Source organism: Paenibacillus sp. FSL P2-0173 (assembly GCF_038008045.1).
Taxonomy (GTDB): Bacteria; Bacillota; Bacilli; order Paenibacillales; family Paenibacillaceae; genus Paenibacillus; species Paenibacillus polymyxa_B.
Genome location: NZ_JBBOYK010000002.1, coordinates 385,372 through 411,335, shown reverse-complemented (window position 1 = coordinate 411,335; position 25,964 = coordinate 385,372). Strand labels below are relative to the sequence as shown.

The window sequence follows — 25,964 nt, the reverse complement described above, 5'->3', positions numbered from 1 at the left end:
TTTGGGATTAAGAAAATAAAGATTGAAGCGGAGGAAGAAACAGATGAAATTTACTGATGGCTATTGGATGGTTCGCAAGGGCTATGAAATACAAAATCCTGCTGAAATCCGTGATATTGTGACGGACGATGCTTCCATGACGGTATATGCAGCCACCCACCGGATCGAGCATAAAGGAGATACGCTGAACGGAGCGTTGCTGAAAGCGACCTACAGCTCGCCTATGCCGAATGTCATTCAGGTGCGTCTGAACCACCATAAGGGACGGGTGCATCAGGGACCGAATTTTGAAATTCACACCTTGCCAACAGAGGTAGACATTACGGTGGATGAGGACGTAGCGGTACTGAAAAGCGGCGATCTGAGTGTGCGAGTCGGCCGTGGGAAGAGCTGGGATGTAGGCTTTTATGTCGAGGATCGCAAAGTCACAGGCAGCGGACATCGGGGACCAGGCTATATTACAGACCCGCAGGATCAGCCTTTTTTCCGGGAACAGCTGGAGTTGGGCATCGGTGAGTACGTATACGGACTTGGAGAGCGTTTCACTCCGTTCGTAAAAAATGGCCAGGTGGTTGATATCTGGAATGAAGATGGCGGGACTAGCAGTGAGCAGGCATATAAAAACATTCCATTTTATCTATCTAATAAAGGGTATGGTGTGTTCGTCAACCATCCAGAAAAGGTATCCTATGAGATTGCATCGGAAAATGTATCAAAGGTTCAGTTTAGCGTCTCCGGCGAATCGTTAGAGTATTTTATTATTGGTGGAGCTAACCCTAAAGAGGTACTGGACAATTACACCAAGCTGACGGGTAAGCCTGCATTACCACCAGCCTGGACCTTTGGTTTGTGGCTGACCACTTCGTTCACAACAGATTATGATGAAGCGACAGTGAACCATTTTGTCGACGGGATGGCTGAGCGGGATCTGCCACTCTCGGTATTCCATTTTGACTGCTTCTGGATGAAGGAATACCAATGGTGCGATTTCCAGTGGGATCAAGACATGTTCCCGGACCCGGAAGGCATGCTGCAGAGATTGAAGGCAAAGGGTCTCAAAATTTGTGCATGGATCAATCCGTATATTGCGGAAAAATCCATTTTGTTCGATGAAGGTATGGAGAATGGTTATCTGGTCAAAACCGCCGATGGCAGCGTGTGGCAATGGGATATGTGGCAGGCGGGGATGGGGCTGGTTGACTTCACGAATCCAGCTGCAGTCGCATGGTACCAGGATAAGCTCAAGGTGTTGGTAGATCAGGGGGTGGATTGCTTTAAAACTGATTTTGGCGAGCGCATCCCTACCCATGTGGTATATCATGACGGCTCTGATCCAATGAAGATGCATAATTATTATACGCATTTGTACAACAAGGCTGTATTTGATGTGCTGGAGGAAAAGCTGGGTAAAAATGAAGCCGCGTTATTTGCGCGTTCCGCTACAGCCGGGGGGCAACAGTTCCCGGTTCACTGGGGCGGAGACTGCTCGTCGACGTATGAGTCGATGGCGGAATCCTTGCGAGGCGGTTTGTCGCTTGGTTTGAGCGGCTTCGGCTTCTGGAGCCATGATATTAGCGGCTTTGAGTTAACGGCTGCGCCGGACGTGTACAAACGGTGGGTACAATTCGGGCTTCTGTCCTCTCATAGCCGTCTGCACGGAAACGAATCCTATCGCGTGCCTTGGCTGTTTGATGAAGAATCAGTCGACGTGGTGCGCAGCTTTACAAAACTCAAATGCTCGCTAATGCCATACCTGTATCCTTCTGCTGTGGAATCCTCAGTAAAGGGACTGCCGATGATGCGGGCTATGGTATTGGAATTCCCGCAGGACCCAACCTGTGCAACGCTGGATCTGCAATACATGCTGGGGGATTCCATTTTGGTAGCCCCGATCTTTAATAAAGAAGGCAATGTGCAGTATTATGTACCAGAGGGTAAGTGGACAAATTTACTTACGAATGAGAGCGTGTTAGGTGGTCGTTGGGTTAACGAGCATCATGATTTTACAACTTTGCCTGTGCTCGTGAAGCCGAACACACTTTTGGCAATCGGTCATGAGAACAGTCGTCCGGATTATGATTATGCTGATCAAGTGGCGCTTCATTTGTTTGAACTTGGTGAGGGGCAACAGGCTCGAACGATTATCGTGAATACGTCAGGTGAAGAAGAGCTAACGGTTACTGCTAGCCGCAAGAATTCTGTCATTACGGTGAAGGCAGAAGGTGCTGTTAAACCATGGTCGATAGTCCTGCGCGGTATCCACGAGGCTGTTCAAGTGGAGGAAGGCAGCAGCCAGTCGGGAGAACAGGGTGTAATCATTACACCAGCTTCCAGCGGACAGCAAGAGCTTACGATTCACTTGGGCTAGGTAAGGCGCTAGAAAGTGGATGAAGTATGTCATAATGTAGCGATTATATGCAAAAAAAGGCTTGCCTGATCCAATAGGCAAGCCTTTTTTGATGCAGATTTTTGATAGAGACCAGTTGCAACTTTTAGCTTTGGTATTTATTTCTATTTATTCTGCTGGAGTAGCAGCGGTACAATATACTGCCGGAAAATATCTACAGGAGTCCTTTTCTTTTTAAATCTATCAGCGGTAACGACAACAACCATGTCATACGACGGGACGACAACAATATATTGCCCACCAAAGCCGAGAGCGTAAAAATAGTCTGTTTCAGTTCCTATCTCTGTTTCATCTGAAAAGGAAGAAGTCCACCAGTGCCAGCCGTAAAATGCCTTTTGTGGTTTGGCAGCAGGAAGAAACGGACGGGTTGAATATCGGACTGTCTCTGTTTGGATGATGTGCCGTCCTTCCCAGCCTCCTTGGTTCAGATAAAGCCGCCCGAATTTGAGCATGTCCATCGGCCTGAGATGCAGTCCGAATCCACCCGTATGAGTACCCTGAGGATCGGTTTCCCAATGATAGCTTTCGATACTGAGCGGTTGGAATAATTGCTGCTCGGCAAATTCAGCAACTGTTTGTCCAGAAACATTACGTAGTATGGTGGCCAAAAGTTGAGAACAGCCAGAACTGTATTCCATTCGCGTACCTGGCACATCCGATAATGGCTGTGAAAGCACAAATTGCACCCAGTCTGACGTTTTGCTCATGGTAGGAAAAGAATTTTGTCCGCCAAATTCCGTCCAGTTAAAGCCTGCGGACATCGTCAGCAGATGTTCAATCGTAATATCACGCTTACGAGAATCACTATCTGTGGCCAACTGGGGAAAGAATTCGAGGATCGGCGTCTCCGGTTTCGGTCCCCGTTGCTGGTCCATAGCGATACTAACTAATGCGGAAATCACGCTTTTGGTACAGGAATTTATTTTATAGAGTTCATTAGCAATTTGAGGTTCACGATAGTAATTCATGATCATGTTACCCTGCTGCTCAATAAGGCAGCTGCGGGTTTCCAATTCGTTAAGCACGTGAATAAGCGGTTTAAGTTCCAGACTTTTCATGCAGATCCTCCTTGAGGCTTATGGCATAGCAATACATAGTATATCATTTTAATAGTCCGAAATTCGAAGAGTACAAACTGAAAACAGTTCATTTACTAATTTTGAATTTTTTTGTTCTTTGATATTAAAAAAGATATATATGTTCACTGAATAGACACAAGTATATTTAAAAATCTATACACTTTTTCTGTTTCATTCAAAAAAACAATCGAATAAAACGATATATAGTAAGTTGGACATTTTATTCAGAAATAACTGGGGGACCGATTCATGAATTTAACAATTAAGGCCAAAATGATTCTTAGCGCGATACTGATTCCGAGTGTGATTGCAGCTATGCTGCTGACCAATTACATTTTAAGCGTACATAGTGAGAATGAGTACAAGGATATTATGAATCGTGAAGAGGCTATTGCGTATAACTCGAAGTCTCTTCAATTTTTGTTAAACGGCATATCTAATGATGAGCGGGCATATTTGCTAACTCGTGATGAACAGTACGGGCGAGAGATCGGAAACAAGCAAAGTGAAGTTGCAAAGTTGCTACAGGAGACAGAAGCTCTGCTTAATACAGGTAATGAGGATTCTAAGAAAAAAATGACTGATCTCAAGACGGGGATTAATACTTACATGAATCAAGTTCATCGTTTACTGACTACAGCGGGGTATCAGAGTACAAGAGACGATGCTTTCCCGCCATTTTCTGATTTGCTCGATGATTTTGAAAACGAACGGGTGTTGCGTAAGCAACTTGATACCAAGGTAGTAGCCTTTGTCAAAGCTCAAGAAGATATGGTAACGGTGAAAGTACAGCAAGCGCACCAAACGATGACGAATACATCCTTGATTACGAGTATTGTAGGACTTCTAGTTATCATTTACAGTATTGTTCAATCCATCGTTTTGATTCGTTCAATTCGTCCATTACACCATATGAATGAGCAGCTGTTGGAAATGTCTGAAGGTGGGGGAGATTTGCGTAGCCGACTGGATATTACGTCCAAAGACGAAATCGGTATGATTGCAAGCTCCTACAACAAGCTTATTGAGGGGTTCCGCAGTATTATAGTGGATGCTCAGGATACGGCGCGTACATTAACCGTAACCGCAGAGCGGGTTAGCGTAAGTACAGAGGAAATGAATCAGGCCAATCGTCATACTTCCGGTGTAATGGAAGAGCTAGCGGCTGGTATGGAGCATCAGGTCGATGATATTACACAAACTACAGATACCGTAAAAGAGCTAGCCCACGAACTGGAGCATATTGCAGCTACGAGCCAGCAGGTGTATGAGTTGTCTGATACAGCCGCTAAAGATGCAGAAGCAGGAGAACAATCTATAGGTCAGGCTATGCTTCAGATGGAGAAGGTAAGCGAAAGTGTAGACAGCTCTGCACGTGCTGTACGTTCACTTAGTGAACAGGCCGAACAGATTGGCATGATCGGAGCTGTTATTACTGGGATAGCCAAACAGACAGGAATGCTGGCGCTCAACGCGTCGATTGAAGCGGCAAGAGCCGGAGAGCAGGGTAAAGGATTTGCAGTTGTAGCCTCTGAGGTAAGAAGATTGGCCGAGCAGGTATCGGTTTCAGCAGCAGAAATCACACAATTTGTGCAAAATATTCAGGAGCATGTTGAAAATGTGGCTTCCAGTATGCAGACAGGGACGGTTGAAGTGCAGTCTGGCGTAAAGGTTATGCAATCCGCAGAAACCGCATTTCGTCAGATTGGAAGTTCCATTCAACTGGTCAGCGAACAGATTCACAGTGTAAATCGGTCTGTAGAACAGATGTCCGGCGGTTCCGAGCGAATGGTGGAAGCGGTGGAACGCATACGTGAAGTAGCAGAGCAGTCGGCAGGGGGAACCCAGAGCGTCAGTGCGGCAGCTGAAGAGCAGCTGGCTTCCATGGAGGAAATTGCATCATCTATTCATACACTGGCGGATATGTCGCAACTGCTGAATGCAAGGGTCGGTGGATTTAAAGTGTAACCGCATAAATCCCCACCAATGTAAACACAATAACATCTGTTGAACGAATCAGAACAGCTGTGTTATTACTTTTGCAAAGGTGGTAACGGGATGCAACAAAATAAAGGGAATCTGCTTGCGTTAGGTTCCATCCCGCTGATGATGACGCTGGGTAATTCCATGCTGATTCCTGTTTTACCGGAAATCGGACGTAAGCTACATGTAAGCTCTTTTCGGATTAGCATGTTGATTACAGTATATGCGGTAGTGGCCATTTTACTGATACCGATTGCGGGCTATCTCTCCGACCGATTTGGCCGTAAGGCGGTGATTGTTCCCTGTCTGATTCTGACTGTGATTGGAGGGGGGATTTCTGCGGCGGGAGCATGGCTGCTTCACGATTCGGCAGCATACTGGACCATTATTGGAGGCCGTCTACTTCAGGGTGCGGGAGCGGCAGGGGCTTTTCCTATAGTCATTCCGCTTGTAGGTGATTTGTACGAAAACGAGGATGAGGCCAGCAAGAACCTGGGCGTCGTCGAGACCTACAACACATTCGGTAAAGTGTTAAGTCCGATCCTCGGTGCCGCGTTGGGAGCAGTTCTATGGTTTTTGCCATTGGCAGTAATTCCAGGACTCTGTCTGATTTCGCTCATTTTGGTGCTTTGGCTGATCCATGTGCCCAAACGTAAGAACCAACCGATTATGTTTCGAGAGTTTGTGGGAAATGTGAAGCGGGTGCTTGCTGAAAAAGGACGCTGGCTCTATGCTATTTTCGCTATGGGCGGTATTTGTATGTTTGTCATTTTTGGCGTCTTGTTCTATTTATCCGACATACTAGAAAGTCGTTACAACCTCCGTGGAGTCTGGAAAGGTTTTGTGCTGGCCATTCCGCTTATTTCCCTCTGTCTGTGCTCTTATGTAGGAGGCAAGATTATCGGCAAGCACAAAAAGCGCATGAAATGGATCGGTTTCAGCGGTTTGGCCATATTGACGATCAGCTTTGCCATTCTCGGATTTTTTCAACATATTTATGCGGTGATTGGGTTGTTTACGTTAGGGGGAGGCGGAATTGGGCTCGCATTGCCTTGTTTGGATGCCCTGATTACGAAGGGAATTGAAAAAGAGGAGCGCGGAACCATTACTTCGTTGTACAGCAGCATGCGCTTTGTCGGGGTATCGCTAGGCCCTCCGGTTGTTTCCTTGCTGCTGGGTCGCAGTGGACATGGTCTGCTCTTTGGCGTGATGGCCGCAGTGGGAGGCATTGCAGCTCTGCTGATGCTATTTGCGGTCAAACCCAAGCAGGATGAACCAACAGATGACAAATCCAGTGACCGTATGAGTGTAAATGAGGAGCTAACAGGGGTGGCCCGAGAAAAGCCTCTTTCTTCCAAGCTAAAACGCAAAACTCCTGCGAAATAAATGAAAAGGCACCCGTTGTCCATGAAACTATGGCAACGGGTGCTTTTGATTATAAGCAGTTATAAACTAAATGTATTTGAAAACAATAGCTTTACCCATTGAGAGAAACATGCGATTTAGGCTTACGGCTTGCGATGATTTGTATAACATAGATCAGCAAAAACAGTACAATAAACAGCGAGGAAAGGCGGTACATCCACGCATAATCACTTGCTTTGGCAATAATGCCAAGTATAAGCGCACCGGCTGCAACCCCGAAATCGAGGGAATTGAGAAACATACCATTTGCCATGCCTCTTTGTTTAGGAGATACAATCTGAATCATCCAGGTCTGCAGGGTTGGCTGCATCACACCAAATCCGATACCGTAGCAAAGAGCCGACACATACATGAAATCATCACTGTGCGCGTAGGAAAGCAGGAGCAGACCGCCAATTAAAAAGAGGGAGCCGGGGATGAGCAGTGCTTTTGCTCCTTTTTTGTCATAAATACGGCCTGAGAAGGGACGCACGATTAGCACGGATACCGCATTAAACAGGAAAAAGTAGGCCGGGTGCGCCAGATTTGCTTCATCCCCGTAAAGCGCCATAAAGCCGAGTAGCCCACCATATGTGATAGACATCAGCATGTTCAACAAGGCGGGAACCCACAATTTACGGTTAAATGCCGGTTTTCGCCCTTCTTCCAAAGGAACCATAGGTGGTTCGATGTGCCCTTTGGGTAGTGTACGAATCAGCCAGTAAGCCAGCGGGAATATCACAACAATTACGGCTGCTGTCGTATAGGCAAGCAGGTTAAAACTCCCGTATTGCAGCATCGAAATGCCGATGGTTGGCCCAATCGACATCGCTAGACTGGTGGACAGACTAAAGAAACCCATTCCTTCACCAAGGCGCTTGGACGGGATGACGTCAGAGGCCATCGTTGGAAAAGCCGTACTGCTCATACCGAAGCCGATCCCGAATAACATCCGCATGAGCAGAAGCACTGTAATCGTCGGCGAAACACTGTACCCCAGCGTTCCTGCCAATGCAAACAGCAGCCCCACGAAGATCAGAGTGCTGCGATGCCCTTTTTCCAGCATACGGGCGGAAAAGAGCCGTGCCGCAATCGCACTTAAAGCAAATAAAGTGGTAACGAGACTAACCTGAACGGAACTAGCGTGGAATGTATTTTTCACATAAGAAGGAATAGAGGATAGAATCATCTGTAATTCCAAAAACAAAAATAAATTGGAAACCGTAAGAACGATAAATTCCTTGGTCCAAAGAGGTTGCTTGCCTTGTTGCATATTAATCGTTCTCTCCTTGTTTTTCTGATTCGGTCATGTTGGCGTGAATTTGTAAAAGAGTCTGGCGGAATTGCTCCAGATCGGCTGAGGAAATTCTTCTTACAAAATCGTGATTGGCATCATATTCAATAGGAAGAATCTCTTTTACAAGCTGTCGGCCTGCTTCAGTCAAATGAAGCAAATAGGCCCGACGATCCTGTGGGCTATTCACACGCCGTACCCAGCCCTTCTTGTCCAACAAATCAATAATTCGAGTCGTGGTAGGCTGGTCCTTCACGGCCTTAGCTGCAATTTCTTTCTGATTTAAACCCTCAGCCTGATAGATTTGGTACAGAACCGACCATTGCTCTGGGGAAATATCATAAGGTTTGAGGCGCTGTAGGAGCTGCTGACTCATTTTGCGGTGAGTAATCCCGAGCAACATCCCAATGGAACAATCGGGAGGCAAGTTATTCATAAGGTACTCCTTTCTGTTTCCCGTACATAAATTACTTTGAAATCAATTAGTTGTTATAACAATTATATGAACAACAAGTTATTTTGTCAAAAAAAGTTGTTCGGCGTTTTTAATTCTGCCATCACAAAACAAAACAAAAAAACAGCCCATAAAATACGGGCTGTTTAGGTTGATATAATATCGTTTGCCATGACTGGCGAATTAAGCTTTAGGTACAGTTTCCCAGTCCTTCAGGAAGCGTTCGATACCACTGTCTGTCAGCGGGTGTTTCCACAGAGAAGGGAGCAAGGAACCTGGAATGGTGGCAATATGTGCACCAGACAGAGCAGCATCTTCTACATGCTTAATGTTGCGGATGGATGCCGCGATGATTTCGGATTTCAGACCATGGATGTCCAAAATTTGTCTTAGTTCACGAATCAGCTTCATACCATCAACAGCGATATCATCCAGACGTCCTACGAATGGGCTGATAAAAGTAGCGCCAGCTTTGGCTGCCATCAAACCTTGAGCCGCGGAGAAAATCAGTGTTACATTCGTTTTGATTCCGTTTTTGGTCAGCTCGTTACAAGCGTACAAGCCGTCTTCGGTCATAGGAAGCTTGATAACCACGTTCGGTGCCCACTTGGCGATATCATAAGCTTCTTTGAGCATATCTTCAGCCTTCAGACCAATAACCTCAGCACTTACGGGACCTTCAACGATACTGCAAATCTCCTGAATGACTTCCTTGAACACTCGACCTTCTTTAGCGATCAGTGAAGGGTTCGTTGTTACACCATCAACCAGACCCAAACGTTCAATACGTTTGATTTCTTCAATGTTACCAGTATCCAAGAAAAATTTCATTTGATTTCCTCCTCAGGTTTATATAATTCATAATACATATCACATGCGATGTACACTAGCTCATTTAAATGTAGCATATTGCACACGTTAAACTTATAATTAGTATGTATTACATCCTTAATTGTGACACATTTTAAATTTGAAAACAAGCTGTCTATGATTAAAATTTGATGAATTGTCGGAAGATGCTGAAATTTACCGATCTATGCTCATTTATAATATATACTACCCCACTTCATAAGGAGGTAATCATTATTCAACTGTCTGAAAGACAGCGGGAAATTGTTGATATTGTCCAGCGTCTGGCACCTGTAACAGGGGATAAAATTGCTGAAACACTGGGACTGACGCGTCCGACTCTCCGTTCTGATCTTGCTCTGCTCGTTATGCTCGGGCTGGTGGATGCCAAGCCGAAGGTAGGCTACTTGCCAGGACGTTACCCCAAATATGATAGTCATATCGGCAACATGCTCAAAAAGCTGACTGTGGCGGATATACTTAGTGATCCGATTTTGATTTCCGGTGAAACGACCGCCTATGATGCGGTGCTGATGCTGTTTCAGCAAAATACAGGCACGCTGATGGTCACAGGGGAGGAGCAGGAGCTCATTGGAATTGTTACGCGCAAGGATTTGCTGAAGGTCATGCTGGGGCATACCGATCTTCACACCGTCCCGGTGACCATGGCAATGACGCGCCGGGCCCAAATGACGACGCTTGCTCCAGAAGACTCTTTACTGGAAGCGATATCGAGACTGATTCGGCATCAGGTCAATTGTCTTCCAGTTTTGGACGAGCAATGTAGCTCCTCAACTCCAATTCAAGGGTTGGTAGGGCGGGTTACGAAAACGGACATCATGAACGCCATTCTGAGCTTGACAGAAGAAAAAACGTAAAAGATGAATAAGGGGGCCTTGTATGTATTGGTTGGCCATGCTGACGATGCTGATTGACCATGTCGGACTTGTGTTTTTTCCGACGGATCCGGCTTGGAGAATTGCCGGCAGACTTGCTTTTCCAATCTATGCCTACGCGCTGTATATGGGGTATACCCGTACCCGAGATATGCGGAGCTATATGCTCCGTCTACTCGGGCTGGCTCTGATTTCTCAGGTGCCCTATATGCTGGCGTTTGATGTATACAGACCGAATGTAATCTGGACGCTACTGGCCTCGTTGCTCGCGCTGGCTGCTGCATCCCGCTTGAAGCATTGGGCGGCTGTAACGGGTCTGTACGTCCTTACAGCTCTGGTCATGGAGTTCAGCCAGATGGATTACGGGGCCTATGGTCTACTGCTGGTTCTCATTTATCGATACACTCGCTCATATATGATGATTGCAGCCCATTTTGCTTTGAACGTTGTGTATGATATGGTGCACCACGCAAATCTCCAACACTTTAGTCTGCTGTCCAGCATTCTGATCGTATGTTTTGCAACGGGAGAGAGCGGATTTTATAGTCGGGTACCGCGTTGGTTGTGGCGCAGCTTTTACCCGGTACATCTGGCTGTTATCGCGACAATTCGCATCTGGCCCTAATCTACATCTCATACAGCAAAAGAACCTTTAAAACCACGACATAAATGGTTTTAAAGGTTCTTTTTTATCCTTTATTAAGCTAGCCAATGTTTAGGATACCTTGTTGGGACCTTGGGCAAAAGGAAGTGGGCGAAGAGGAGCACCTTCCTTCATGTATTGCACCAATACTTCTGGAATATTGTGTATTCCACCTGCATTGACGCGATAGCCGTTCATTTGCCCAGGCGAGTTAATCCCCCGTTTTACCGTGAATGTAACGTCAATTCCCAAGGAACGGCAAATTTCCAACGTCTCCTTGGTATACCCACCATAAGGGAAGGCAAGTACATTCTGATCATTGTGTAGATGCTTGAACAGCTTCTTGTCAGCCATGTCCAAGTCGGTATAAACCCGCTGTTTGAACTCATTCTCTGTTTCCATTCGCCCCAGCTTTTTCGAATACACCGGGCCCATCAGAAGCGGCTTTTGTTTGGTGCGGGCTGTGTTGGAGTATCCGTAAGCATGCTGGTCATTGGTGTGATTGTAAAAATCAATGCCTTCGGCATGCATCTGATGAATTTGATCCCATGTGAGCTTTGGAATACCAATGTGCTTGGGATTGCTGATCGTGGACGTGATGAGAAAATTGGTTGCCGGTACCTGGTACTTTTTCAACACGGGAAAAGTGTCCGTGTAAAAGGACTCATAGCCGTCGTCGAATGTCATGAGTACCGCATTATCAGGAACCTTGGCTTTATGTAAAATAAAGTCGGTATACTCTTTCATCGTGATCCAGTGGAAGCCGTTAGCTTTCATTTCGTCCAACTGCCTCGTTAAATTACTAAGCTTGAGAGCGCCGGGATCAGGTGGAGTCTTGGTCACCTCATGATACATCAGGACAATGACTTTGTTTTGGTAATATACTTTATCTGGTGTAGGCGTCAGTGAGAATAAATGGCGTACCAGTCGATCTGCATGAGCTGTACGTGTACGATGAGTCCCTTTAACTGTAGGTGTGTGGTATATGCTACGTGCTTCATACACCAAAATCCCTAAAATAGCCAACAAACTTATGATTAGCAACGTTCTTTTAAAAAAAGTGTGTTTCATTGAATGACATCCCCCGCATGCAAAAAAATTCTGAAAGTATAGAGGTTTATACTAAATATGAAACTAGCAAAATCTAGTCTATCATACCGAAAACATGCGGGGGAAATATCACAACTTTGTTACCTCTGTGTTGCTTTTACAGATACCGATGAAGAGGTCGGGAAGTAACCGATCTCGACGGCATGCTGGATCATGTTCCGAATAAAGTTAAGGTCGGTTGCCGGGCATTGAACGCCAGCTTGTTCCAGCAGAGCTGCGGTTACAGAGCATCCGTAACGGTAAGCTGAATCCTTGGCTCCGTCACCTTCCAGTTGTCCCATAGCAAGGTGAAGTGCATCCTCCTGAATGCCGGAAGACGGATTCAGCAGCCAAGCGCTGTAATCGTCAAAAGGCAGGGTTTCTACTGCGTAACCGAGTTGGTTTACCATAGCGATCAGTTCATCATATGGCAGTGGGTTCGGATTGCAGATATGGAAAATGCGGTTTGCGCTTTTTTGATGAACGGACAGCTCTACGATAGCACGGCTGGCGTAATCAATCGGTGTGAAGTCCGTATGCCAATCGGCTTGTGGCGCTTTGCCCAGCAGCAGCATCGCCTTCATCATGCGATAATAAGCATTGCTGTCGATATTTCGCTGGAAGCGTCCGTTGGCCGAATGGGCTGTCAAATTACCCGCGCGATAGATCGAGACAGGCGTACCCGCTTGAGCTGCTTGGAACAATAGCTTCTCTGCTGCGAGTTTACTGTTCGTGTACAGGTTGTCCACGTTCAATTCGTCTGGGAAGGCAGAAAGCTCCAATGCCGACTCCCATTTTCCTTCGTTTGCAAGATCCTCCGGTATCCCCATAGTGGAGACATGATGGAACGATACTCCCGGCTTGGCTTGGGCGATTTTCAGCAGTTCCAGTGTACCGGTCACATTCGTGCGATCGAAAGCTGCCGAATCACCAAAATGGCGAACGTCAGCGGCGCTGTGAATGATGCCGTCGATTTGGTGCTCCAGCATATGGCGGTCGACGGAAGAGAGACCAAGATCAGCTTGCTCCAGATCCCCATAGACAGCTTTTACCCGTCCTTCGATCAAGCTGGAGATATCTTGTCCAAAATATCCCATCAATACGGACTGAATACGCTCGATACCGGATGGACCGTCCTGAGAAGGGCGTACCATCGCGTATACTTTGGCTTCTGTCCGTTGAAGCAGGTCATACAGAATGTGCGAGCCCAGATAGCCTGTAGCACCGGTCAACAAGATCACGCGCAAGTCGCGGACTTCAGCTAAGTCAGAAGCACCAGACAACTCAATAGGATGCTCATTCAAGTCCATTTTTTCTTGAGAAATCGCAAGTGGCTTGCGTTGCGGCGTTTGTTCCGTACCTAATTGTTCCACATATTCAGCAAGCTCGCGAACGGTTTTGTAGCGGAAAAAATCTCCGATGCGCAGCGCGCCATAGCGCGGCTTTAGAATAGCCAGCACATGAATGACACGAAGCGAATCGCCCCCAATCAGGAAGAAATCATCGGTAGCGCCAATGTTATTTTTACCAAGCACTTGAGTCCATGCTTCGGCAATAAGTGTTTCGGTTCCTTCTCGGAGAGGTTCCCCGCCAAATGAAAGATCAGACGCTTCCGGAAGTGGTCGCAGGGCCAACTTTTTGCGATCGATCTTGCCAGTTGGTGAAATTGGCATGGCTTCCAGATGAACGACATGGCTTGGTACAAAATAAGAAGGCAGCTTGCCCCCAATATAAGACTGAATAACGTCTTGTGGAATGGATTGTCCATCCGAAGTGGTAAAATAGCCAACTAACATGTTCTGATCTGTGTGATCTTTGACGGCTACTACAGCGACGTCCTGAACACCTGGATGTTTGGAAAAATGGTCTTCAATTTCTCCAATTTCAATCCGATTCCCCCGAATTTTGAGTTGTGAATCCTTGCGGCTTACGTATTCAATTGTACCATCTGGCAGCAGCTTGGCGATATCACCCGAGCGGTACATTTTTTCACCCGGAACAAAAGGATTGTCCACGAATGATTGGGCTGTACGTTCTGGCTGATGGAGATAGCCATGGGCCAATGCAGGAGTAGCAATGCATACTTCACCCGGAATATTGACAGGGCAAAGCTTGTTATCATCGTTAACGATATACACTTTGTAATTGTAAATAGGCTTGCCGATCGGAATATTGACGACATGCTCAGGCACGGCACCACGGACCCGATGGGTCGTCGTTGCTACGGTGCATTCTGTCGGTCCATATACGTTTACGATGTCGGTATCTGTACCGAATTTGCTTTGGAACGCTCGAACTTGTGAGCCGTACAGCGCTTCGCCTGCCACGGTAACAATCCGTACCTTAGCGAGTTTGCGATAGCCTTCGTCTGACAAGTACGTAGATAGCTGATTAAAGAATACGGTCGGCAAAATGGTAATAATCGTCGTGCCTGTACGTGCAATGGCTTCAGCGAATTCTTCAACAGATACACGTTCTTCGGAAGACAGCAAGTACAATTTTGCACCGTAAAACAAGGCTCCAATTGTATCCCAAACGGATGCATCGAAGCTGTAGGTCGCAAATTGGGTCAACACATCCTGAGGTGTAATGTCGCAATCGCGTTGCACGACAGCTCCTAGGTTAACGACACCACGGTGAGCGATCAGGGCACCTTTCGGTTTGCCTGTAGAGCCGGATGTATAGATGACATAAGCTAGATCATCCGGACTTACATTAACGTTCGGATTGCTTGCAGCATAGCCTGCCAGTGGCCCGTTAATCGCTAAAATTTCTTTTACCGTCTCAATCGAACCGCACAGTTCAGTCGCTTGTTCCATGAGTGCGGAAGTTGTTAAGACAAAAGGAGAACGCGTGTCTTCGACAATGTAGCTACTCCGGTCAGCAGGGTGGGCGGGATCAACAGGTACATATACACCTCCGGCTTTCAGGATACCAAGCAGTGAAATGACGGTCTCTAAGCTCCGTTCCATGAAGATAGTCACGAATTCACCTTTGGTAAGACCTTTGGATAACAAGACACGTGCGACTTGGTTAGCACGTTCGTTCAACTCACGGTACGTGTACTCTCCAGTGTGTGAAGCAATAGCCGGACGATCAGGATATTGTGAAGCCGCCTCCTCAAACATTCCATGAATAGTTTGGTGCTCAGGATATTTCACAACTGTATTATTTAAAGCTTCGTGAGCAGCTCGATCCGCATCCGATAATATATCAATGGAATTCACAAGTGCATGGCTGTTGGTTAGCGCGCCACGCAAAAGGGTTTCAAAGTATTCTGCGTATCGGACAACCGTTGTTTCCAGCAAGAGTGATTGATCATAACGTATCTGTATTTGATAAGCGCCATTGTGTTCACTAACAGCCCAGTCCATAATACGGGATTCTACACCGCTGTCCGTAGGCAGATTTGCCGAAAATGAAGTATCGGCTTGTGGTTCCGCAAGGTATGCATTAGGCTCACGGAGCATGTCCTGAAATAAGTCTGCTAGTTCATGAAAAGTCGTTTCCTTTTCGACTGTCAGCGAAGCTGTAAGCAGACCGGTTTGTGGCACAAATGTAGAAAAAGAAACTTCTTCTTCTGCGGATAGGCGATATACCCATGCAGTATATGCTGATAAGAGCAACGCTTGCTTGTCTTCCGCAGTTTTTTGCTGATTTAATTGTTCCGAGATGGACGCTTCTAACTCTACTTGATAAGTAGAGGATGTATGCTTGCGTTGTATACGTGCACAATCCAAGGGAACTAGGAATGGGGATGGGATTGTCTGTGTGCTGTTTTGTAGTAATGAAGCCATTACGCTAACCTCCTGAATGTATGATGTCTTAATATAAATGATAAACTCAGTAAATGCCTCCGATCCCTTCAAATGCATGAACAGGAGGGAGGCATTACCGAATGATTTACTTATGAAATAAATTTTGGAGTCGATAAATGGTTATTATGATTTGGTACGGTTGGTGTCTGCAATTTTGAAATAAGATGTAATTTCTTGAAGCTCTTCAGACATGGATGTCAATTTATGGGATGAATCAATGATCGAATCCAAAGAAGCTTTTTGTTCCTCCACCGTTCGCACAATGTGAACACTGTTATTGGCTGTTTTGGTTACGGTGGAAGAAAGATCGTCTGCTGTTGCTGTCATTTCCTGTGTACCCGCAGATATTTGCTCAGTAGCACTGGATACTTCTTGGATTTGCCATGCTACATTTTTAGTTGCTTGAAGAATATCATTGAACAGCACGCCTGCTTGTCCGGCAACGACGATTCCGTTTTGAACTTCAACGTTTCCTTGCTCCATCGACTTCACAGCTTGTCCGATTTCACTTTGAATTTCTTCAATCAGGGACGTAATTTGTTTGGTTGCATCCGCAGATTGTTCTGCCAGCTTACGTACTTCACTGGCAACAACGGCAAAGCCTTTACCTTCTTCGCCAACGCGCGCAGCTTCAATAGAAGCGTTCAGAGCGAGCAGGTTGGTTTGACTGGAGATGCCTGAAATGGTACTGATGATATTGCCAATTTCCTGCGAACGACTGTCCAGCAACTTGATGATACGGGAAGTATTGGTTACTGTATCGGTAATCAAGTGCATTTGGGATGATACCTTACCTACAATCTCGTTGCCTTCATTAGAACGTTTCTCTACCGAATTGGCTTCCTCCGCAACATTGGAAGAACTAGTGGCAATATTTTGAATTACCGAAGCCATTTCAGCCATGGCACGTGCACTATCACCTGTTGCTTTTTCCTGCGAACGGATATTCTCCGTGATTTCACTGATGTTTTGATTGATGATGTTGGAATTGATTCCGTTTTGCTCGCAGATTGCGAGTAATTCCTTGGCAGATTCATTGACTTCATCCGTTGTCTGCTTCACTTTGGTCATAATGCTGTTAATATGACTTACCATATTGTTGAAGTTCTGATTCACGAGCCCCAAATCATCATGACCTGCATGAATTTGAACATCCAGATTTCCTCTGCTTACTTCACTGATACCGTACATCAGTTGCTTAATCGGGGACAGCGTGCGTTTCACAACCCAATATTGAAGCGCCAGGCAGATCAGTAGGAAAATCACTAAAATGGTAGCGCCGCTAATGAGCAGCTTGGTCAATCCTGCAGGTACGGCACCGGCATCTGCATCAACTGCAAAATATGCAAAGATTTTGCCACTTGGATCTTTAATCGGAGTCATCAAAGTCGTCCATGTACCAAAAGAATCATCGTAGAAGCTGGTGAATGTTGGTTTGCCACTGTCCAGCATACCGGTTACGCCTACTGCTACGACATTGGGTTGCTCGTACATGGAGCCAACGAGCAGCTTATCTTTTTCAAATGCTTCTCTGAGATCCGTTGGCATCGCCACAATAGATGTTAGATTGCCATTTTCGAGCTCCGTCCCGAAAATATAAGCATGAGAGATATTCGGATTCGTCGCCATGATGTTATCTAGATACGCGCGGAGTTTGGTTTGAACGGGTCCATCATAATTTTTCTCTTGAACCGCTTGGGTTACTTCATCGGAATTAATGCCCTGGGCCCACTTCAATGTGATTTTTTCCACTTGCCCATGCAATTGGTCTATCAAAATCGTACGTTGGATCAAATAACTGGACACAATAAGGACTAGCCCAATCAATACGATGTTGAAGAAGGATAATAATAAGTTTTTGGTGAAGAATGATAAGCTACTCCACTTTTTCAAAATGTTCCACTCCCTGGTTGTATTTTTGTATATGGTGTTGAACCGCTTATCGAATGAGATAATCAAGTCCCCCTTACAAACATATTAATCGAGATCATAGACCCTTGAATTTTAAGTAATAGGTCTTAAGTCCTTTTATAGACAAGTATGATATCCCTATATATATGTCGTACGAAAAGCCCTTGAAATGAATACCTTACACAATAAAAAATTAATTTTTAATAGGTAAACGCTGTCTGTGTTTCAGTATATTCCAATTTATACTTCTACTTGAAATTCGACTTCATTACAGTCCATAAGCAACTATTCAACAGAAACCATCATACTTTATAATAGAGTCAAATGCACTTATCAATTTGGGACATTTTTCATATTTGACGTTGGAAATGCTTGATTTAGCGCGGTTTTTGTGAATTGTTTGCGAAATGAGTCCTTATATCCATGTAAAGAGAAGAGGGATAAGAAGAATGTCCAAGCTTACGATTTTAAAGGTTGAGAGTAATCATGAGGATCTGCATAAGTTGATTCAAAGGCTGGATGAGGACTTGCTGGAAAGGTATCCTGCCGACGAAATTTACTTGGTCGATTTTTCCAATCCGAAAGTTAAAAAAATGGTTTTCGCTGTTGTGTATGTGGACGAAAAACCGGTGGCTTGTGGAGGGCTTAGGCCTATAGATGCGGAAGAAATGGAGCTCAAAAGGTTTTATGTCGATTCCTCTTATCGCAGACAAGGAATTGCGGTGAGTCTATTATCTTTTTTGGAAGAGGAAGCCAGCAAACGAGGAGTTGTAAGAATTAAACTGGAGACCGGAGCGGCTCAACCTGAAGCGATTGCTCTCTATACCAAGCGGGGATACGAACCTATTGAACGGTTTGGGGAGTATGAACACGATGAAAACAGCCTTTGTTATGGTAAAAAGCTGTCTCTGTTATTATAAAGCGTTCTCTTATAAAATGGATGATGATCAATACTAGCCTATATAGCGGGAGAGATGATAATGAATTTGAAGCAAAAAGCGGCCGAAAAAGCAGTTGAGGCGATTCAGGACGGCATGAAAGTAGGACTTGGTACAGGCTCGACAGCCTTTTGGGCTATTCAAAAAATCGGTGAGCGTGTAGCACAAGGATTACATATACAGGCTGTAGCTACATCCCAAGCCTCGGAGGATCAGGCCAGGGAGCTGGGAATTCCCATCATTCCGTTTGATCAGATTGGAAGGCTTGACGTTACCATCGACGGTGCAGATGAAGTGAACGAGCAACTGGTACTGGTGAAAGGTGGAGGCGGAGCCCTGCTGAGAGAGAAAATTGTGGAAAGCAATAGCGACCGATTAATCATTATTGTCGATGAGTCCAAGGATGTGAAGGTGCTGGGTGCATTTCCTTTACCCGTTGAGGTCGTACCCTTTGCCAGTGAGTGGACGTTGGAGGCTTTGCGGGGGACGGGCTGTAAAGCAGAATGGCGTATGAAAGACGGCGAGCGCTTCCTTACGGATAATGGTAATTATATTGCCGATTGTCGCTATGGTAAGATCGAGAATCCGCAGGAATTGGAAATCCGCTTGAATCAAATTCCGGGTGTAGTCGATAACGGACTGTTCATTAATATGGCGGACCAGGTTATTATCGCACGGGCCAATGGACAGATCGACGTCCGTAACAAGTAATGTCTAGGACCCGCCTGCTTCATCATGTGGCATTGATGTTATTGATTTTATATACAGGGCTTCTATTATATTGGATGTTTCTCGGTTTTGGTCGTACATTACGACCAGGCCCCCCGTATTCGTATAATATTGTTCCGTTTGATACGATTAGGCAATACTGGCGGGCAATGGAGTCGTTTCCTTTTCGGGTATGGGGTGTTAATTTGCTCGGTAATATTGGCGTATTTATTCCCTTCGGTATCCTTGTGCCTATCATTTGGGTGTCCATGCGAAGTATAGGCAGTCTGTTGTTAACGATAGTGATCGCACTGGTCATTCTTGAGGTGTCCCAAATGCTACTGGGCGCAGGTACAATGGATGTAGATGACATCATACTGAATGTTCTGGGAGTATTATGCGGCCGTGTTGCCTACGTATTTGTACGTAAGAAGTTAGGGATAACAACATAATCGTCCCGCTCTCTGGATCAGTGCTTTAAGACTGGCTGAGAGCGGGCTTTTTTTACATAATGAACTGTAACCTTCTCATAATAGACGGTAATTCCTCCATTTATAGGCCGTAAGAGCAGGGAAAGGAACGCTTAAACTTGACAAAAGTGCACAATTAAGATATCTTGGAATAAAGATATGAGTAACGGAGGCTGTTAATATGTCTGTAAAACCAGATGATCAGGACTTAGCACTTAATTTGTTCGTTGTTCTGGCTCGTGCTTATAATTCGGTCACGTCCCGTACAAATCGGGACATTCATAGTCATGGATTAAATACAACAGAATTTGGAGTGCTTGATCTGCTGTATTATCGGGGACCACAGCCTTTGCAGAAGATTGGAGAAAAGGTACTAATCTCTAGTGGGAATATTACGTACGTGGTAGATAAACTTCAGAAAAAAAACTTGCTTACCCGTCGTGCATCACAAGATGATCGGCGTGTGATTTATGCAGAATTGACTGATGATGGACGTCATTTCTTTGAGCAAATATTCCCGCAGCATCATCGTGTCATTATGGAGACCGTAGATGGCTTATCTGTGGAAGAGAAAGAGCAGGCTATTCATCTGTTAAAAAAGCTTGGACTAACGGCTGAGGGGCAGAAGAGTAACGGATCATAAATTGTGCGTATGCAGGTTAAAACTGCTTTTAGATAAAATACCGACTTCTCGGTATTTTATTTTTTTGTCGTATTTTGGGGAGTAGGGTTAATGTAGAGACGCAAATCAGGTATAATTGTCTAATAGTCACGTCTGGAACAAATCCCCAGTATCTGTTTCGAATACAAATACCTTGTCGGGGAAGGAGCTGTACATGAGTATACAGCAATATACCGCAGGTGAATCGCTATTGATGCAAGCAGGAGCTTTGGCTGAATTAGTTACCCATAAGCAATACGAATTACAGCCCGATCTTTTGCAGCGTTTTGGGGATAACGGTAAAATAAAGACAAAACAGGATTCTATATATAGTTTGAACTATTTAGCTGAAAGTGTAATCATGAACAGCCCTATTTTATTTACACAGTATGTTTCCTGGTTAAAAAAGCTTCTGGAGGGTTTCGGCATAACCCAAGAAGATTTGAGCATCAATTTCAGATTAATCCAGCAGACGTTGATAGAGCACTTCGATCATACGGATAAAACCATGGTGCTGGAGCATCTGGATTTGGGGATACAGCAAATTGGGAAGAAAGAGGAGTATGCCTCTTTTATTACAGATGATAATCCTTATGCTGCTAATGCGGCTCAATATTTGGAATATTTACTCTCAGGTAATCGCAGACAGGCTTTGGATTGGATCGTCCGTTTGCTGGATGAGGGTATCTCTATTCAACATACGTATAAATATATTTTTCAAATTTCGCAATATGAAATAGGCCGTCTATGGCATGAAGGCAAAATCACCGTCGGTCAAGAGCATTTTTGCACTGCCGCGACTCAATTTATTATTTCCAGCCTGTACCCCAGATGGATGGGAAGTGGAAGTAAGGAACGCTGCCTCGTGGCGGCGTGTGTAGGCAGCGAGCAGCATGAATTTGGTCTGCGTATGCTGGCTGATATATTTGAAATGGATGGTTGGGATACGTATTATTTAGGTGCCAATGTACCTAACCGGAGTCTGCTTCAGGCCATTGTGAGTTACAAGGCGGATGTGGTGGCTATCTCAGCTACCATGGCTTACCATGTCCATTTAGTGAAAGAGTTGATTGCTCTCATTCGGCAAGACCCAACTACTAGCCATGTGAAAATTATGGTCGGAGGCTGGCCTTTTAATCTCGATTCCCACTTGTGGCAGGAAGTAGGGGCGGACGGATACGCGCCAGGTGCGGAGGAAGCGCTGGAGGTTGCAGGTGACTTACTTTCGCTCAGGAAATAAGGTTAGTTTTGTGAACCTGTAAGTCATTTTGTAAAGGGGGCCTTTTAATATGAAGGAACCGACAGCAGAAATGGCTGTCCTGCGGAAAACGGTCGAACAATTAACGGATGAGATTGTGAAAAGCAAGGCTGAGGAAGAAAAGCTGCTGAATGAATTTTCATCAATGAACAACGAACTGGTCAATCTGCAGCGTCAGCTTGCCAAAAGTAATGCGGAATTAACACGGACGAAGGAAGAAGCGGTACGGGCTAATGACCTAAAGAGCACTTTTCTGGCTGTGGTTAGTCATGAATTCAGAACGCCAATGAATGGAATACTTGGAATGATCGAAATGTTAGGTTCATCCAAACTTTCCCCAGATCAACGGCAGGCCATCGGTGTGATACGTGAGTCAGCCTCCCTGTTGTTGAACATGATTAATAATCTGCTTGATATATCCAAAGTGGAAGCAGGACAGATGGAACTGGAGATCGGAAATGTCAGAGTTCAGGCGATTATGAGTCACGTTGCCCAGTTGTTGGAGCCGCAAATCTATCAGATGGGTAACCGGTTGAGTATAGAGACCGATACCAGTGTGGCAGAGCATCTGGAGGGAGATTCGGCAAGGATCATGCAGATCTTGCTCAATCTGTTGAACAATGCGAATAAATTTACGAGTGAAGGATTGCTCATCGTTCGAACAAAATTAGTGGAGGAAACAAAAGATTCCCAACGTGTTCGGTTTGAGGTGCAGGATTCGGGTATTGGGATTTCACCGGAGGATCAGAATAAGCTGTTTCAGCCCTATGTACAGGCCGGTGAAGGAAGCGCCTCCCAATATGGAGGAACGGGTCTGGGGCTATGGATATGCAGTTCATTTGTGGAACTCATGCAGGGAGAAATTGGGGTCGTCAGTGAAGAAGGCCAAGGCTCTACGTTCTGGTTTGAAATTCCCTTCATGAAAGGATCGGAGCAGGCAGACGAAATGAAGAAGCATGAAACTGGTGATTTGAAGGTGTTTAGCGAGTTGCTGCGTGAGCACAGTCATTCTCAAACTATTTTGGTGGCTGAGGATAATCGGGTAAATCGTCAGGTGGTGCAATTACAGCTTAACCACTTGGGATTCCAGCATATTGATTTTGCTGAGGATGGACAAGCTGCTGTAAGAGCGGCCTCCGAACGATCCTACGCTTGTATTCTAATGGATCATCATATGCCTCTGCTGAATGGTCATGATGCGGCGAAAGCGATCCGCCAGCGGGAAGCAGAAAACCAGCAACCACCTGTGCCAATCATTTCTTTGACCGGAAATGTGTCCGAGGAGGATCAGGCACGGGGCCAGGAGGTTGGAGTGAACGATTACTTGATGAAGCCAGTAACGATTGAAAGGCTCTCTGAAAAGCTTGTCAAATGGCTTCCAAAGCCTGAAACCAAGCCGATTTTGGATGAGGAAGTTATACGTGAAATTATGATGCTGGACGAGGATGGCAGCACGGGACTACTGGAGTCATTGGTCGAAATGTATACTAGTGATACACCTGCCAAAATCAATAGGTTAAGAGAACTGGCTGCTGCGGGCGAAGCCACAAAAGTAGTAGAGGCTGCTCATGAGTTGAAATCAGGCAGCGTGAGTCTGGGTGTCGGGCGTTTGTCCTCGTTGCTGTCCGATATTGAACAGCTTGCACGGGAGAACCGACTTGAGAATGCGAAAGCGAAGTTGTCTGCGCTCCAATCTGTCTATCAAGCAACGTGTTTAGAGCTGGAACGCTATATTCACCAGTGCTAGACAGGTTTCCCCCTTGTTAGACTTGCATACGGAAGGAGGACGTAAGAGACATATATGAAAGAACAGTTACGTTCCATTCACCCGCTGGCCTGGACGATTATTGTCGGTACAATTTTTGGACGGATGGCGACATCCATGAGTATCCCGTTTTTGTCTATTTACCTTACCACCCGTCTAGGGGTGTCCCCCTTTCATACGGGGGTGATCGTATCGGTCAGCTCGTTGGTCGGCATTTTTGCCAGCTTTTACGGTGGATATATTTCAGATCGAATCGGACGGCGAAAGGTGATGCTGGTGTCCATTGCGAGCTGGGCGCTTGTATTCGTTGCTTTTGCGTTGGCGGAAGCGGCCTGGGCCTTTTTTGTCATTAATGCTCTGAATGGACTGTGCAGATCCTTGTTCGAGCCAACCTCACGGGCACTGTTATCAGATGTAACCCCGAAGGAGAAAAGACTGCTTATCTACAATATGAGATATGCAGCCATTAATGTTGGGGTGGTGGCAGGGCCGTTGCTTGGTTTAATGTTAGGATCTGCATCCACGGGGACGCCGTTTATGGTAGCTGCTGGTGTGTACGCATTGTACGGGGTACTGTTGTTGATCCAATTTGCCCGGTATGCATCGGATCTGCATATAGGTACAACGGCGGGAGAGGCTCCACTGCGGATGGGCGAGGCATTCCGTACAGCCAGCCGTGATCCGGTGTTTATGCCGATTTTGCTGGGAACGGTATTTTGTGTGATGGGCTATGCTCATTCCAATTCCACAATGCCTCAATTCTTGTCCTTATCCTTCGCAGAAGGAACCCGATGGTTTACATACATGCTGACGGTCAACGCGGTTTGTGTATTGGCATTTCAATATCCGCTGGTGCGATTGGCAAGTCGATTTTCCCCGGTGAATTCCTTGATTGCAGGGAATATATGTATTGCGGTCAGCCTGTTGCTGTGCGGTATGCTAAACTCAGGCTGGATGTTTATACTGGATATGGTGCTGTTTACGGTTGGTGAAGTGTTATTGTTCACGATGTTGGACGTACTGATTGACCAAATTGCAGATGCTCAATATAAAGGGACCTACTTCGGTACAATCGGCTTTAATAATTTGGGAAGCGTGCTGGCTCCTTTATTTGGTGGCTGGTTGCTGGATATCTATGGTCAAACGGCGCCGCTTGCCGTTTTTGTTCCGGTTGCCCTGTCGGTTGTGATTGGCATTCCGTTTCTTCTGGTCGCACGCCGCCGTCTGGCGCAGCGTACAGCACGGATCGCGGCTCAAGGAGGAGAATCGGTGCAGCAACTGTCATCATAAAAAGGGAGTTGAGTGCAGGATGAAGTCGGAAGAAAATGTGCTACGAATCATACAATATATGAATGATCCGCAGGTACTGCAAGACTTGCGATATGTGCGAGAGCTGAAGTTGCCGCAAGGATGTATTGCCGCAGGCTATGTACGTAACCGGGTTTGGGACAAGCTCCATGGCTATACAACTGCTACACCTTTAAACGATATTGATGTTATTTACTTTGACCCGAAAAATACGCTAGAGGAACGAGATGAGTATCTAGAATTGTCCTTGAACCGTAAGCAGGCTGGACGTAACTGGTCTGTCAAAAATCAGGCTCGGATGCATATTCGCAACGGAGAGGCTCCTTATTCCTCGATAGAGGATGCGATGAGCCGCTGGCCAGAGACGGCAACGGCTGTGGCGGTTAGATTGAATGACAAGGATCAAATAGAGGTCATTTGTCCGCATGGATTGGAAGATCTGCTGGATATGCGGGTACGGCAAAGTCCTTTGTTTCGTCACACAACGGCTTTTCGTCAGCGTGTATTTGAGAAGCAGTGGCTTGATAACTGGCCGTTGCTTATTATGGAGAATTAGAGGTAATCCTAATTTCAGGATATTAAGGAGAGACGACATACAATGTTTAAAAATATAAAAACAGATTCAGATCGTGAGGAGGTTCTGGAGCTGTTAACCTACGCTGTGCTGGATCATCCTGAACGCGGAGAAGCAGCTTTACGTACCTATCAAGCCTCGGATGACTGGAAGCTGTTCGGTGTAGAAGATGAAGGACTTATTGTAGGTATTGTTGGCTTTGAGGAGCAGGAGGATGGAACAACCGTAATTCGCCATCTGGCCGTGTTGCCTGAAAACCGTCATAGAGGATATGCCAGAGGTATGCTGCTTACGCTTATTCAGGAGCGTAATCCGAAACGGCTTACTGTGGACACGGATGCGGAGGGGGCAGATTTCTTCCGCAATGTGGGCTTTGCCGTATATGGATCAGAGGATTTGCCGGATGGTGGGCAATTCCATTGTGTATATGAAATAGACGAAGAATAAGCGAATCT

Annotated in this window: 21 protein-coding genes; 14 read left to right on the top strand and 7 right to left on the bottom strand. The window is 45.8% G+C overall.

What is annotated here, in order from left to right; all coding sequences use genetic code 11:
• Positions 1-43 precede the first annotated feature (43 nt).
• Positions 44-2,368: an alpha-xylosidase gene (gene yicI / locus MKX30_RS12115; protein ID WP_023988112.1), complete on the top strand. Its 2,325-nt coding sequence runs from the start codon at positions 44-46 to the stop codon at positions 2,366-2,368.
• A 143-nt stretch (positions 2,369-2,511) separates the two neighbouring features.
• On the opposite strand, the gene MKX30_RS12110 is transcribed toward yicI, so the two are convergent.
• Positions 2,512-3,465: a serine hydrolase domain-containing protein gene (locus MKX30_RS12110; protein WP_341062849.1), complete on the bottom strand. Its 954-nt coding sequence runs from the start codon at positions 3,463-3,465 to the stop codon at positions 2,512-2,514.
• A gap of 270 nt (positions 3,466-3,735) precedes the next feature.
• Here MKX30_RS12110 and MKX30_RS12105 point away from each other — a divergent pair, with 270 nt between their 5' ends.
• The gene (locus MKX30_RS12105) at positions 3,736-5,454 is read left to right on the top strand and encodes a methyl-accepting chemotaxis protein (protein ID WP_341062848.1); all 1,719 of its coding nucleotides are present in this window, start codon (positions 3,736-3,738) and stop codon (positions 5,452-5,454) included.
• 90 nt (positions 5,455-5,544) lie between these two features.
• Complete coding sequence (locus MKX30_RS12100) at positions 5,545-6,855, top strand: MFS transporter (protein WP_023988115.1); 1,311 nt, start codon at positions 5,545-5,547, stop codon at positions 6,853-6,855.
• Between the two features lie 91 nt (positions 6,856-6,946).
• Here MKX30_RS12100 and MKX30_RS12095 read toward each other — a convergent pair whose 3' ends face one another.
• The 3 genes from MKX30_RS12095 to fsa form a co-directional block, all read right to left on the bottom strand.
• On the bottom strand, positions 6,947-8,146 hold the full coding sequence (locus MKX30_RS12095; RefSeq protein ID WP_279831061.1) for an MFS transporter: 1,200 nt from the start codon (positions 8,144-8,146) through the stop codon (positions 6,947-6,949).
• Position 8,147: 1 nt separating this feature from the next.
• Positions 8,148-8,603 carry a MarR family winged helix-turn-helix transcriptional regulator gene (locus MKX30_RS12090; protein WP_341062847.1) on the bottom strand — a complete coding sequence of 152 codons (456 nt, stop codon included), beginning with the start codon at positions 8,601-8,603 and terminating at the stop codon, positions 8,148-8,150.
• A gap of 201 nt (positions 8,604-8,804) precedes the next feature.
• Complete coding sequence (gene fsa / locus MKX30_RS12085) at positions 8,805-9,452, bottom strand: fructose-6-phosphate aldolase (protein ID WP_013309811.1); 648 nt, start codon at positions 9,450-9,452, stop codon at positions 8,805-8,807.
• A 185-nt stretch (positions 9,453-9,637) separates the two neighbouring features.
• Between fsa and MKX30_RS12080 the strand changes: the two genes are divergently transcribed.
• Positions 9,638-10,348, top strand: a complete 711-nt coding sequence (locus MKX30_RS12080; protein WP_028542764.1) for a CBS domain-containing protein — start codon at positions 9,638-9,640, stop codon at positions 10,346-10,348.
• Between the two features lie 22 nt (positions 10,349-10,370).
• The gene (locus MKX30_RS12075) at positions 10,371-10,991 is read left to right on the top strand and encodes a TraX family protein (RefSeq protein ID WP_339201865.1); all 621 of its coding nucleotides are present in this window, start codon (positions 10,371-10,373) and stop codon (positions 10,989-10,991) included.
• A 90-nt stretch (positions 10,992-11,081) separates the two neighbouring features.
• Here MKX30_RS12075 and MKX30_RS12070 read toward each other — a convergent pair whose 3' ends face one another.
• The 3 genes from MKX30_RS12070 to MKX30_RS12060 form a co-directional block, all read right to left on the bottom strand.
• Positions 11,082-12,080: a polysaccharide deacetylase family protein gene (locus MKX30_RS12070; protein WP_053325209.1), complete on the bottom strand. Its 999-nt coding sequence runs from the start codon at positions 12,078-12,080 to the stop codon at positions 11,082-11,084.
• A gap of 119 nt (positions 12,081-12,199) precedes the next feature.
• Complete coding sequence (locus tag MKX30_RS12065) at positions 12,200-15,895, bottom strand: non-ribosomal peptide synthetase family protein (RefSeq protein WP_071558901.1); 3,696 nt, start codon at positions 15,893-15,895, stop codon at positions 12,200-12,202.
• Between the two features lie 144 nt (positions 15,896-16,039).
• Positions 16,040-17,809: a methyl-accepting chemotaxis protein gene (locus MKX30_RS12060; protein ID WP_023988122.1), complete on the bottom strand. Its 1,770-nt coding sequence runs from the start codon at positions 17,807-17,809 to the stop codon at positions 16,040-16,042.
• 467 nt (positions 17,810-18,276) lie between these two features.
• Here MKX30_RS12060 and MKX30_RS12055 point away from each other — a divergent pair, with 467 nt between their 5' ends.
• The 9 genes from MKX30_RS12055 (at position 18,277) to MKX30_RS12015 (ending at position 25,956) form a co-directional block, all read left to right on the top strand.
• Positions 18,277-18,747 carry a GNAT family N-acetyltransferase gene (locus tag MKX30_RS12055; protein WP_028542760.1) on the top strand — a complete coding sequence of 157 codons (471 nt, stop codon included), beginning with the start codon at positions 18,277-18,279 and terminating at the stop codon, positions 18,745-18,747.
• A gap of 60 nt (positions 18,748-18,807) precedes the next feature.
• Positions 18,808-19,476 (top strand): ribose-5-phosphate isomerase RpiA, encoded by a 669-nt coding sequence (gene rpiA, locus MKX30_RS12050; protein ID WP_023988124.1) that lies wholly within the window; start codon positions 18,808-18,810, stop codon positions 19,474-19,476.
• Complete coding sequence (locus MKX30_RS12045; RefSeq protein WP_023988125.1) at positions 19,476-19,925, top strand: VanZ family protein; 450 nt, start codon at positions 19,476-19,478, stop codon at positions 19,923-19,925. The genes rpiA and MKX30_RS12045 overlap by 1 nt, the downstream gene beginning before the upstream one ends.
• Before the next feature lie 199 nt (positions 19,926-20,124).
• Complete coding sequence (locus MKX30_RS12040) at positions 20,125-20,586, top strand: MarR family winged helix-turn-helix transcriptional regulator (RefSeq protein ID WP_013309820.1); 462 nt, start codon at positions 20,125-20,127, stop codon at positions 20,584-20,586.
• 193 nt (positions 20,587-20,779) lie between these two features.
• Positions 20,780-21,844, top strand: a complete 1,065-nt coding sequence (locus MKX30_RS12035; RefSeq protein ID WP_254348064.1) for a cobalamin B12-binding domain-containing protein — start codon at positions 20,780-20,782, stop codon at positions 21,842-21,844.
• A gap of 49 nt (positions 21,845-21,893) precedes the next feature.
• Positions 21,894-23,609: an ATP-binding protein gene (locus tag MKX30_RS12030; protein ID WP_071558900.1), complete on the top strand. Its 1,716-nt coding sequence runs from the start codon at positions 21,894-21,896 to the stop codon at positions 23,607-23,609.
• Positions 23,610-23,663: 54 nt separating this feature from the next.
• A complete protein-coding gene (locus MKX30_RS12025) occupies positions 23,664-24,917 on the top strand; it encodes an MDR family MFS transporter (protein ID WP_028542757.1) in 1,254 nt (417 codons plus the stop codon).
• A 19-nt stretch (positions 24,918-24,936) separates the two neighbouring features.
• Entirely contained in the window at positions 24,937-25,491 is a 555-nt protein-coding gene (locus MKX30_RS12020) for a nucleotidyltransferase family protein (protein ID WP_023988129.1), read from the top strand.
• Positions 25,492-25,533: 42 nt separating this feature from the next.
• Complete coding sequence (locus MKX30_RS12015; protein WP_023988130.1) at positions 25,534-25,956, top strand: GNAT family N-acetyltransferase; 423 nt, start codon at positions 25,534-25,536, stop codon at positions 25,954-25,956.
• Positions 25,957-25,964: the final 8 nt, after the last annotated feature.